Annotated in this window: 10 protein-coding genes; 3 read left to right on the forward strand and 7 right to left on the reverse strand. The window is 62.4% G+C overall.

Features of this window, described 5'->3' with window-relative positions:
- Positions 1-58: 58 nt before the first annotated feature.
- From RIG82_09385 to RIG82_09395, 3 genes are read left to right on the forward strand one after another with little or no spacing between them, the layout of a single operon-like run.
- Positions 59-850 carry a class I SAM-dependent methyltransferase gene (locus RIG82_09385; protein ID MEQ9461149.1) on the forward strand — a complete coding sequence of 264 codons (792 nt, stop codon included), beginning with the start codon at positions 59-61 and terminating at the stop codon, positions 848-850.
- Positions 847-1,629, forward strand: coding sequence for an ATP-binding cassette domain-containing protein (locus tag RIG82_09390; protein ID MEQ9461150.1), 783 nt, complete (start codon positions 847-849; stop codon positions 1,627-1,629). Before RIG82_09385 ends, RIG82_09390 begins: the two co-directional genes overlap by 4 nt.
- A complete protein-coding gene (locus RIG82_09395) occupies positions 1,626-3,194 on the forward strand; it encodes an ABC transporter permease/substrate-binding protein (GenBank protein MEQ9461151.1) in 1,569 nt (522 codons plus the stop codon). Before RIG82_09390 ends, RIG82_09395 begins: the two co-directional genes overlap by 4 nt.
- Here RIG82_09395 and truD read toward each other — a convergent pair.
- The 7 genes from truD to RIG82_09430 all read right to left on the reverse strand — a co-directional run bounded on the left by truD (position 3,173) and on the right by RIG82_09430 (position 12,048).
- Positions 3,173-4,489: a tRNA pseudouridine(13) synthase TruD gene (truD, locus tag RIG82_09400; GenBank protein MEQ9461152.1), complete on the reverse strand. Its 1,317-nt coding sequence runs from the start codon at positions 4,487-4,489 to the stop codon at positions 3,173-3,175. The genes RIG82_09395 and truD overlap by 22 nt on opposite strands.
- A gap of 81 nt (positions 4,490-4,570) precedes the next feature.
- Entirely contained in the window at positions 4,571-5,506 is a 936-nt protein-coding gene (ilvE, locus tag RIG82_09405; protein MEQ9461153.1) for a branched-chain-amino-acid transaminase, read from the reverse strand.
- Between the two features lie 19 nt (positions 5,507-5,525).
- Positions 5,526-6,332, reverse strand: coding sequence for a translation elongation factor Ts (gene tsf / locus RIG82_09410; GenBank protein MEQ9461154.1), 807 nt, complete (start codon positions 6,330-6,332; stop codon positions 5,526-5,528).
- A 78-nt stretch (positions 6,333-6,410) separates the two neighbouring features.
- Positions 6,411-7,271: a 30S ribosomal protein S2 gene (gene rpsB, locus RIG82_09415; GenBank protein MEQ9461155.1), complete on the reverse strand. Its 861-nt coding sequence runs from the start codon at positions 7,269-7,271 to the stop codon at positions 6,411-6,413.
- 288 nt (positions 7,272-7,559) lie between these two features.
- Entirely contained in the window at positions 7,560-8,822 is a 1,263-nt protein-coding gene (locus RIG82_09420) for an MraY family glycosyltransferase (protein MEQ9461156.1), read from the reverse strand.
- Positions 8,819-9,820: an NAD-dependent epimerase/dehydratase family protein gene (locus RIG82_09425; protein MEQ9461157.1), complete on the reverse strand. Its 1,002-nt coding sequence runs from the start codon at positions 9,818-9,820 to the stop codon at positions 8,819-8,821. The genes RIG82_09420 and RIG82_09425 overlap by 4 nt, the downstream gene beginning before the upstream one ends.
- A gap of 38 nt (positions 9,821-9,858) precedes the next feature.
- Positions 9,859-12,048 (reverse strand): AAA family ATPase, encoded by a 2,190-nt coding sequence (locus RIG82_09430; protein ID MEQ9461158.1) that lies wholly within the window; start codon positions 12,046-12,048, stop codon positions 9,859-9,861.
- Between the last annotated feature and the right edge of the window lie 17 nt (positions 12,049-12,065).

Genomic DNA, 12,065 nt, shown 5'->3' on the forward strand with positions numbered 1-12,065 from the left:
GGCAAGTTAGACTTTTATGGCGATTCCCCCTTCAAATAGCCCGCGTCCGCTCGACGAGATGAACTCGCTTGACGCGACGATCGGCCGTTACGAGATCCGTATGCCGTCAGAGGCCGGACTGATGAGTCAGGATCAGGAGTGGTGTGAGTTGACGCTCGATGGGGAGACCTCGACGATCCGGTTTCATGATTACGACCTGATTTATCACCACCCTGGTCTGTATGAGTCGTTGTTCTACCGGATGCTCAAGTGCACCTCACCGAAGCAGGTGGTTCGATTGCTGGAGACCGTGTTTGAGCAGGATGATCAAGCGGATCTCAGTGGCCTGCGCGTCTTGGACCTGGGTGCCGGGAACGGGATGGTGGGTGAGCAACTGATCGATGCTGGAGCGGACGCGGTGGTGGGTCTGGACATCATCCCCGAGGCCAAGGCGGCGTCGGAACGCGACCGGCCGTGGGTTTATGACGACTATCACATCGTTGACCTGCTGAGTCTTCCTGAAGAGAAAGAGAAGAAGATCCGTGAGGCGAGGCTGAACTGTCTCACGACGGTGGCGGCACTTGGATTCGGTGATGTGCCGTCGGGGGCATTCCTCAAGTCGCTGGACCTGATCGAGTCGCCCGGCTGGGTCGTGTTCAACCTCAATGAGAACTTCCTGGCACCCGATGATGAGAGCGGGTTTGCCGCGTTGATTCAGGAGTTGAGTGCCCGGAAGGTGCTGCGGGTGGATGCATGGCTGCGGTATCAGCATCGCTTGAGCACGACGGGTGAGCCGCTTTTTTACCTGGCGATGATCGCTCACAAGCTCGACGATGTGCCGGTGGAGATGCTTGAGGAACTACTGGGTTGATCACGCTCGAAGCGGTGGCCAAGCGGTTCCCGAGTGGGGCTGTCGCGTTGGGTGGGATTGACCTCAAGGTCGAACGAGGTGAGTTGGTGGTGCTCGTGGGGGCTTCGGGGTGTGGCAAGACGACGACGCTTCGGCTGATCAATCGGCTGACGGACCCGACAGAGGGCCGCGTGCTGGTGGACGATCAGGATATCGCGGGGGTTGACCCCGTGATGCTTCGGCGATCGATCGGTTATGTGATTCAGGAAGTCGGGTTGTTCCCGCACCTGACCGTGGCGGAGAACGCGGGGCTCATCCCGAGGATGCTGGGCTGGGCCAAGACGCGGACGCGGGATCGGGTCCGGGCGTTGCTGGAGCTGGTTCGCCTTGATCCCGACGAGTTTGCGGATCGGTTGCCAGCGCAGATGTCGGGCGGGCAACGCCAGCGGGTGGGTCTGGCGCGAGCGCTGGCGGCGGAGCCTGGGATCATGCTGATGGATGAGCCGTTCGGGGCGATTGACCCGGTGAATCGTGCGAGGCTGCAGGACGAGTATCTGGCGATTCATCGGCGACTGGGTCTGACGACGGTGATGGTCACGCATGACATCGGCGAGGCGTTGCTGCTGGGCGATCGGGTTGTCGTGATGGCGGAGGGGCGAGTGCTTCAGGCGGACACTCCGGAGCGGATTGCCAGTCATCCGGCGAACGACGCTGTGGAGCGATTGATTCACGATCCGGTCGCGCGCTCGGCGAAGATCGCGGGGATGGTGGCGCGGGGTTCGAGTGGGGGTGGCGGATGAACAGTTGGTGGTCACTGATGGAGGGGTTGGATCGTCTGGTGGCATGGCACACGCTGCTGGTGCTGGTGTCGATCGTGCTGGCATCTGCGGTGAGTGTGCCGGTGGGGGTGATGCTGGCGCGAGGTCGTCCGCGTGTTCGAGCGGCGGTGCTGGGGGCAGCGTCGGTCATGCAGACGATCCCGGGGCTGGCGTTTCTTGCGCTGATCTACATGGTGCTGGTGGAGATCAATCGAGCGTTGCAGGCGGCAACGGGCAGTGATGATTCGCTGTTTCGATCGATCGGCCTGCTGCCGACACTGATCGCGTTGACGCTGTACGCCGTGCTGCCGATCCTCAGGAATACGGTGGTGGGGATCGCCTCGATTGAGCGTGGGTTGCTGGACGCTGCGGACGGGATGGGCATGACGGTGGGGCAGCGGCGATGGATTCTGGAACTCCCGCTCGCGGCACCGGTGATCCTCGCGGGCGTGCGCACGGCGACCGTCTGGACCGTGGGGATTGCGACGTTATCGACGCTGATCGGTCAGCCGTCGCTGGGTGATCCGATCATCGCGGGGTTGCAGACCCTCAACAGCCAGCAGGTGATCGTGGGGTGTCTGATGGCGGCGGGTCTGGCGGTGGTGCTCGATGGCGTGCTGGGGATGATCGAGCACGCCATGTCGAAGCGCCGGATGGGGCGGGCTATGGTGGGCGCGGTTGTGTTACTGCTCGCCGGGGTGGTGGCGGTCGCCGTGGTGCTGGACCTGGGGCGTGGCGATCGGTTCGAGGTGGGAGCCAAGACCTTTAACGAGTCGTATGTGCTCGGGTATCTGCTTGGTGAGCAGTTGGGCGATGATTACGACGTGGCGTATCGGACGGGGCTCGGATCGACCGTCGCCTTCGAGGCGCTGCGGAATGACGAGCTCGATGCGTATGTTGATTATTCGGGAACGATCTGGGCGACGCTGATGAAACGGACTGAGCCTCTGGGGGCCGAGCCGCTTCGGATAGAGGTCACGCGCTGGCTGCGAGACGAGCATGGCGTGGTGTGTCTGGGGAGTCTTGGATTCGAGAATGCTTACGCGCTCGCGGTTCGGCGGGAGCTGGCGGAGGAGCTGGGACTTGAGACGATTGATGATCTCGCGCGTCACGCTGGGCGATTGAGCATCGGGGGGGACCCCGAGTTTTTTGGTCGTGCGGAGTGGGATCGTGTGCGATCTCTTTACGGATTGGGTTTCGATCGGCAGGTCTCGATGCAGTCGACGCTGATGTACCAGGCGGTGCGTGATGGCGAGGTGGATGTGATCACGGCGTACACGACGGACGCCAAGATCGATGTCTACGACCTGGTGTTGCTGGAAGACCCACGGCAGGCTTTCCCGCCTTATGAGGCGTTGGTGTTGCTCGGTCCGCGCGCGGGCGGCGATGCGCAGGTGGTGGCACGATTGACGCCATTGATCGGAACGATCGATGCCACGCTGATGCGTGAGATCAACCGGCTGGTGGATGAAGAGGGGATGCTGTCGCGCGATGCTGCGAGCACGCTGCGGCGTAGGCTGGTGGATCAATCGTTGTTGTCGAATTGAGAAGCGTTGTTCTTGAATCGTTCGAGCGAGGCGTCGGGGACGTCGTTTTTCATCACCTCGCGCAGGATCATGGTGGCGAAGGCTCCGCGGGTGAGGGTGAAGGCCACTTTGATGAAGGGTCCGTGCTCGTCGGCCCCGCCTTCGAGTTCGATGTCTCGTGCGAACACACGTAGGGGTCGGCGAGACCCGCCGACATTGAGGTGGTTGGCGGCCTGGAGATCACGCTCGCCAAGCCCTTCTTCTTCGAGCGCGAGCAGTTCTCGGTTGAGGACTTCACCCTGCGGCTGGAGCATGCTCGGCCCCCACATGGGGCCGGAGGGCGAGATCTCGAGTCGGGTGATGCGGCCTGTCGGGGCGTTTTCGGTGCGGGCGATGTCCTTGTCGACAGCGAACACCGAGCCGTTGTCGTGTTTCCAGGCGAGGTCGCCCGTAACGAGACTATCGAAGGTGTTCTCACGGATGCGGCGATCGAGAACACGGTTGAAGACGGCTCCCTGGAATGCGCTGATGTAGAGCTGGCGCTGCGCTTTGTCGATTGCACGGACAGCCTGTTCGGCGGACTTTCCTTGCCGGAGTGTTTCGAGCGCCTGCCGGTCGCTTCTCAGTGATTTCGGGCAGCGTTCGAGTGCTTTGTCGTAGTCGCCTTCGTCGTAGGCCTTGCGTGCTTTGCGCAGGTCGGGGGTCTCGATGTCGAGAGGCTTGCCCAGAAGTTCATTAAGAAGGTCCTGATAGCGGCCAAGGATGAGGTGGCGGCCAAGGTGATGGCCGTTGTCGCGGTAGCCAAAGCGCTGCTGCCCCAGATAGTTCGGCGCACCGACCTGCTCGATCTGTTTGAGGGTGGCGCGAGCGTGAACGACAGCGGTCGCGTTCACCCGACGGATTCGGATCACGAAGCGGTTGCCGGCGTGGTGGCCCCGGCGGAGCTTGTTGGTGTGGCGCGTGTGCCAGAGGACTTTCAGGCGCGGGGGCATCTCGACGTTGGCGAGTCGCTCGGCCTCATGTTTCTGGTTGGGCAGATAGACGGAGAGGAGCTGGCGGGTGACCGCGTGCTTGTCTTTGAGTCCGGCGTAGCCGATGTCGTTGCGGCTGACTCGAAAGGCCTTGGCGAGTCGGCGAACGACCTCGGCGGTCGGGAGTTCGCGCTTCTCGATGTAGAGGTAGACGTGTTCACCCTCACCGGAGGGCTCGTAAAGAGGGGCTTCCTCGACGAGGAAGTCTTCCGGGCGTTCTTTGATAACCCCGCCGATGCCGGGGAGGTTGGCGGTGAGTTGTGCGAGGTTGGCGGTGAGGGACATGGTGTTTGGCGCGTTCGGTATGGGAGCAAGACCCGGTTGGCTGTCCCGGGTGCGTCATCGTGTCAGGAATGACGGCCGTTCTTAGTCTTCGGGAGCGTTCGTCGCGACGAGGGCATGGAAAGCGTCGATGAGCTTGCGCGTGACCACGCCTGGCTTGCCGTCGCCAACGGTGCGGCCGTCGATTCTGGTGACGGGGATCACCTCGGCGGCGGTTCCGGTGAGGAAGAACTCGTCGGCGGTGTAGAGGTCGTGTCGGGTCAGATCGATCGACTCCACGCGGTAGCCCGACTGCACCGCGATCTGTTCGACGGTCTGCTTGGTGATGCCGTCGAGGATCCCGGCGTGCAGCGGGGGTGTGCGGATCACCGGTTCGCCAGCGACGTGCTTGACGATGAAGATGTTGTCGCCGGTGCACTCGGCCACATAGCCCTGATGGTTGAGCATCACGGCCTCCATCACGCCGGCGTCGATGGCTTCGATCTTGGCCAGGATGTTGTTGAGGTAGTTGAGGCTCTTGACTCTTGGCGAAAGAGCGGCGGGATGCGTACGGATGGTCGAGGCGGTGATGATCGCCATCCCATCGCGGTACATCTCTTCGGGGTAGAGCTTGATCGCGTCAGCGATGATAAACACCACGGGACGTGGGCAGCGGAACGGGTTGAGGCCGAGCGTCCCGGCTCCCCGGGTCACGGCGAGACGGATGTAGCCATCGTGCTGCTGGTTGGCGGCGGCGGTGGCTTTGACGGCGTCGGCGAGCTGATCGAGTGTCCAGGGGATCTCCATGCGGATCGCGCGGGCCGACTCGAAGAGCCGGACCAGATGGCTACGGAGCTTGAAGACGCGCCCGCTATAGATGCGGATGCCCTCGAACACCCCATCGCCATAGAGGACGCCGTGGTCGTAAACGCTGACGGCCGCGTGCTCGGAGGGCACCAGCTTGCCGTCAACCCAGACCTGTCGTCCTGTTGGGATCGACTCGGCGTTGGGCAGAAGCGAGCTGTCGGTGTCCGTGGCCACGGCGTGGATTCCTGAGGGTTTAGCCACCCACCTGGTAGCGCACGAACTTCTTGATGGTCGTGCCTGCGGGCAGGAGGTCCTTGATCTGCTTCTTGTCGTCCTTGACGAACGGCTGGCGGAGCAGGACGACGGAGTCGAGGTATTTGCGGATCTTGCCTTCGACCATCTTCTCGGCGATTTCTTTGGGCTTGCCGGATTCGATGGCTTGGGCGATAGCGATCTCGCGTTCTTTCTTAACGATCTCCTGGGGCACTTCCTCGGGGTTGACGCCCAGGGGTGCGGGGACGATCGCGGTGATATGCATGCACAGGTCGGCGAGCAGTTCGGGGGAGGCTTCGCCCTCGACCTCGACAACCACACCAATCTTACCGTTGTGATGGAGGTAGGTGCCGATCTTGGAGCTCGACCCGCCCAGGACTTCGGCCTTGGCAAACTGGACGTTTTCCTTGGTCGTCAGCCGGACGTTGTCGATGAGCGCCTTCATGGCGTCGTTGCTCTCGACGGGGCCGGCGCTGGCCTTGAGGGCTTCGTTGGCGACGCCTTTGACCATGGCGATGTAGTCGCCGTTGTTGGCGGTGAAGTCGGTTTCGGTGTTGATGGCGACGATCGCGGCCTTGGCCTTGTCATCGGCCACGGCGATGCCGATGCGTCCTTCGGCCGACTCGCGATCGGTGCGGCCATCCATCTTGGCCAGACCCTTCGTGCGGACGAGATCAACGGCGGCATCGAAATCGCCGCCTGCCTCTTCGAGGGCGGCTTTGCTTTCCATCATCCCGAGGCCCGTCGCTTTGCGAAGGGCCATCACGTCCTTGGCGGTGATCGCCATGGTTCGTCGCTCCCAGTTACGGTGAAAGACAAGTTGTCAGGTTATGGCGTCCGCACGCGCGGACCGCTTGTTTCTTGGTCACGAGGCGGCGGGGCCGGCTTGCTCGGTCGCGGCGCTGGCAACGGCCTCGGGGGACTCATCCTCGGGAGGTGCTCCGGCATCTTCAGCAGTGAACTGAGCGCGCTTGCTGCGTCGACGGGGCTGTCCATCTTCACCTACTTCGCCACCAGCGGCCTTGGCCTGCTCAGCGGCGGCCTGCCGGTTGTGCTTGCCCTCGGCGATGGCCTTGGCGAGGTTGGAGACGATCACCTCGATCGCTCGCATGGCGTCATCGTTGCCGGGGATGGGGATGTCGGCGTACTCGGGGTCGGAATCGGTATCGATCAGACAGACCGTGGGGATGCCGAGCTTCCGAGCTTCCTTGACCGCGTTGACCTCGTTGTTGACATCGATCACGACCATGGCTCCGGGCAGCTTGGTCATGTTGCGCAGGCCGGCGAGGTTACGGAGGATCTTGGTCTTCTCGCGGTTGAGCTGGCTCTCCATCTTCTTGGAATACTTCTCGATGTCGCCGGACTCTTCGAGGCGCTCGAGTTCTTCGAGCCTCTTGAGGCGCTCGCGGATGGTTCGGAAGTTGGTGAGTGTCCCGCCCAGCCAGCGTTCGGTGACGTAGTGCATGCCGACATCGGAGGCGTACTGCTCGACGATGGTGCGTGCCTGCCGCTTGGTGGCGACGAAGAGCACGTCCTTGCCATCGGCGACGGTCTGGGTGAGGAACTTACGCGCCAGCAGAAGACCTTTCACGGTCTCCTTGACATCGATGATGTGCATCTTCTGGCGTTTGCCGAAGATGTAGGGAGCCATCTTCGGGTTCCAGTGGGTCGAGCGGCTGCCGAAGTGAATTCCGGCTTCCACCAGATCCTTGACGAGTGAGGCCATAACGTGCTCCTGGGCCGCAGGCCCGAATAAACTCCGCACGCCAATCGAGGCGTGAGGTCTGCCGCATGTCGAGGGTTGCGATACCCCGTCATCAGCACCGGTGCGGCCACCGGGTTGCCTGAAAGATCAGTCTCTGCGGGCCGGATCGCCACGACGCGACCCTTGTACCCGCCAGCGAATCCTTTCGCCGGATCACTCAGTCTAAGCAGGGGTTAGGGAACCTGCAAGCAGGCTGAGCGGGGTCGCCAGGGACCGATCGGGTTCTGGGAGAAGGTCGAGAGCCCGGAATCAGGCCGGTTTGGGACCAGAATCACCCTCTGAGGCGGATTCGCCTTTCATCTTTTCTAATAGCCACTGCTGCTCACCGTACTTATAAGCCGTGACCATGATGAAGCTATAGAGCACAATGAAGGCGGCCAGGGCGTACCGCCAGCGGATTTCGAGAGCGACCATCGTGCAGCCGATGACTGCGAACATTCCGGCGGCGAGGTAGATGACCAGAACTGCCTGCTTGACCGAGAGACCGGCTTTGCGGAGAAGGTGGTGGATGTGCTGGCTGTCGGGGCTAAACAGGGGCTGCCCACGCATCTTACGCCTGAAAATAGCCAGCGACGTATCGGTGATGGGGACGGCGAAGGTGATGAGCGAGGCGGTCACCAGCAGCAGGGCCTTGCCGGGGACAGTGGCGAACATCAATACGGTGGCGATGCACAGGAACCCGAGCAACAACGAGCCGGCATCGCCCATGAAGATGGTGGCGGGGTTGAAGTTGTAGGGGAGGAAGCCCAGGACCCCACCGATGATCGCCAGACACATGACCAGGCGGACCGGGTGGCTGAGAATACCCTCAGCGAAGGCGCTGGTGTCGGACGTCTGGATCGCGACCAGTGCGGCGATGACCAGGAAGCCGGTCGCGGAGATAACGGTGACCCCGCCGGCGAGACCATCGAGCCCGTCAATGAGATTCAGGGCGTTGCAGGCTCCGATGACCAGGAAAGCGATCAGCGCGGTGCCCAACCAGTATTCCAGTCCGTACTGGGCGGTCATGATCCAGTCCGGGATCGGGTTCATCAAGCCGGTGGAGCGTTCGGTGGCGACGATCAGCTCGTGAACGATCTGCACGCCGACGTTCTCGTGAGCGAGCATGGCGGCAGCGAAGAGCTGGCCAGCGACTTTCATCCGCGGGCTCAGACCTGACACGTCGTCGATCAGCCCGGTGAGGCAGATCAGCCCGGCACCGACCACGATCCACATCGGGAAGCGGATGGTGGAGAGACCGTTGGTCATCATGGCATCGTGGGGCTCGGTGAAAGAGCCGGTGACGATCCCCGCGACCCAGCCGAGGAAGATCGCTACCCCGCCCAGGTACGCGACCGCCTGGATGTGGTTTTTCCTAATGAGGTCGGGCTTATCGACGATGTTGTTGTGAGTGGCGATGGATCGCATCACCGGCGTCATCACCAGCGAGACCAGGAACGCCACGAAAAAAACCGGCATATACGGGGCCACCACCTCGGAGAAGGTGAGGGCGACTTGCTCAGCCTCGGTCATATCCGCTTCTCCATGCTGGTGGCTGTGACCTTGTCCTGGCGGGCGATCTCGATGAGTTCATCGAGGGTCTGCTCCAGGGAGATCATCGGCTCAAAACCGATCGCGGCGCGGAGACGATCGATGCTCGGGGCTCGATCAGGCGTCTCCTCAAACCCCGGCGGGTAGACCTCATCGTAGGGTTTGAGGATCAACTCGGACGTTGTGCCCGCTCGCTCGATGACTCGTTGGGCCAGAGCGCCGATGGTGATCTGGTGTTCGCTACCGAGGTTGTAGGCACGCCCGTGGGTATCGGGCTTGCTCACCAGTTGACTCATCGCGCGGGTGACGTCCCGGACATCACAGAAGGCACGGGTCTGCGTGCCGTCGCCATAGACCTCCAACGGCTGATTGGCGACGACGCGGGCAACGAAGCGGGGCACGACCATGCCGTAGTGACCGACCTGGCGGGGACCGATGGTGTTGAACAGCCGGGCGATCACGGCGCGGAGTCCTCTGCGGCGCACGGCGTCGAGAACAAGGTGCTCATCAAGAGCCTTGGCCATGCCGTAAGCCCATCGAGACGACGTGGTCGGGCCGTAGACCAGGTCCCCGTCTTCCCGCAGCGGCAGATCGTTGCTGCGGCCGTAGACCTCGGAAGAGGAAGCGATCAGGAGCGAGGCGTCGTGCTCGACGGCAGCATCCACGACGATGGCGGTCTCGTCGATGTTGTTGCGGATCATCGAGGTCGGGTCTTCGAGAACCCGCTGGACACCCACGGAGGCGGCGAGGTGAAAGACCGCATCCACGCCTTGCCAGAGACTCGGCGTTGACGCCATGACACGACCCGCAAGGCCTTCGATCAGCTCGCAATCAGGCCCGAGCAGGTGCTGAAGGTTGTCAGCACTCCCGGTTGAGAGGTCATCGACGATGCGCAGGGACCATCCTTCAGCGAGCAGGTGCTCGGCGAGATGGGAACCGATGAAGCCGGCTCCGCCTGTGATGATGGCCTTGCCCGCCACGCGATCACCCCTGCCTGAGGCCCGAAGCTCCAGCGGACTCAGGCGGAGAGCCGGTCGGGCCCGCTGGTGCTCTGGTAGTCGTAGTAGGCCTGGTAGTTCTTCCTGAAGTATCCGCCTGCGGAGGACTGCACCCAGTTGAGGATCACGCCCAGGACTTCGGCTTTGTGACCGTCGAGCTGGCGGAGCATACGGTCGGCCATGCCTCGCTTGTCGGCTCCGGCGCGGACGACAGTGGCGACGGCATCGACGGACTTACTCATCAGCACCGGATCGGAGCTGAGCAGGGCTGGCGGGGCATCGAGGATGACCAGGTCGTACCGCGCGGAAAGGTCCGCGATCAGGTCGCGGAAGGTCTGGGTATCGAAGAGGTCGGAGACGGCGTTGGACGTGTGGCCCGCAGGAACCACAGCGAGCCCGCTCTCACCAGCCAGGGTGGTGACCTGATCGATCGAGGCGTCCCCGCGGAGCACATCGGCCAGACCGCGATCGGAACTAAGACCGAGCAGCGCAGCAAGACGTGGCCGGCGGAAGTTGGCATCGAGAAGAATGACCTTGCGGTGGTTCATCGCAAGGCTGGTCGCCAGGTTGTGCGCAACGGTCGTGGTCCCGCAGGTTGGCTGAGAGGCCGTGATCATCAGGGACTTGTGGCCCGCCTGCTCCATCCGTCGGAGCACAGCGGTACGCACCTGCCTGAACTGCTCGGCGATGAGGCTGTTGGCGTCCCGTTCGACCACACGGTCGATGGTGCCCGAACCCGAAGGGTCTTCGGTGGCGTCGGGAAGCAGGCCCAGGAGGTTGCCGCGGGAAAGCATGCGGACGTCGGTCGGCGACATCACCCTCTGATCGAGAAGCTCACGCACGAAGATCAGACCCGTGACCAGGCCCAGAAGAGCCACGGTGATACCGGGCACGATGACCATCAGCTTGGGGAAGGTCAGTTCAGCCTCGTTGGGCTGACTGATCTGACGGATCTGGAGACGCTCGTCCGTAAGCTGACGGCGATTGCGGATGCTGCCTAGTTCGCTCTGGACCACTTGCCGCTGGTTGAGCATTCGAGTCAGTTCGTCTTCGAGTTGGGTGTAGCGAGCGAGTCGCTCGGTCAGATCGACCATTTTGCGGGAGGACTCGTCGAGGCGCGGTTGGAGCCCTTCGAGCGTGGCTCGCAACTGCTCGACGATCTTGCCCGAAGTTTCGAGCCGGCCGGCCTGCATCTCGCGGGCGATACGGCTCTTCTCGCTCTTCTTCTCTTGCTCAATGGCCGCGATCTGGGCGTCAATGATCCTGATCTGCTGGTGACCCTCGCCGAAGCGAGCCAGAAGGGCTCGCTTGGCCTCCCTGAGCTGGCTCATCTGGTTGTTCATGCGTTGGATAGCGGGCATCATCTCTAACTCGGACTCGAGATCCGGTCCGATCTGGACGTCGCCCCGGCTCTGAGCATTCGCGAGTTGCTCATACTGGGCGGTTGCCTGCTCGAGCTGGAGCTTGATCCCGGTCATCTGCTCATTGAGAATCTGGAACTCCTGCGCAGCGGCGGAGCCTTCGCGGCGGAGGGATTCGAGACGCTCGGTCTGCAGGAACGTACGCTGCTGACGACGCAGACGGTCAACATCTTCGTCAAGCTGGCGCAATGAGGAAGTGAGAGAGGCAACGGCCGATTCATCACCCTGATTCAGGCCAGCTCGGAGAATCGAGTCGTAGGCCTGGGCCACTGCATTGGCAATGGGGGCGGCTTCTGAGGGGATTTCTGTCCAGACACCCAGTTCAATCAGCAGAGAGTTGCGCTGCGTACGAACCACGAGGTGGTTGTTAGCGAGAGAACGACGGGCATCATCAGGGGAATCAAACTGCTGAAACCACGTTGTGGCTTGCACAGAGGGTTGCTCAATCGCGCGCTGCATCACTTCCTGCCCGCGGATGCGCTGGGTTTCGCTGAGGATCCGCATCTCGATGATGTCTCGGCCGCGGGCAGTTTCGAGTCCAATGTCACTCGCTTGCCGGATCGGCGTCTGATAGGTCAGCAGGATGGTTGAGGTGTACTGGGGGGATGTGCTTCTCAGCACAAGATGCACAGCGACGCCAAGCACCAGACCAATGACCAGCGTGATGACCAGAGGCACCACATTCGCCCTCAGGGTCTTGATCGGGTCAATCGGACGGAAGCGTACGGAGCCTCCGCCTGTAGCGGGCTGGGTCGGTGGGGTGCTGGCACCAAGTGGATTCGCGGTCATAGCTTAATTTCCTCGGG

It is taken from the genome of Phycisphaeraceae bacterium, from assembly GCA_040222855.1.
Lineage (GTDB): Bacteria > Planctomycetota > Phycisphaerae > Phycisphaerales > Phycisphaeraceae > Mucisphaera.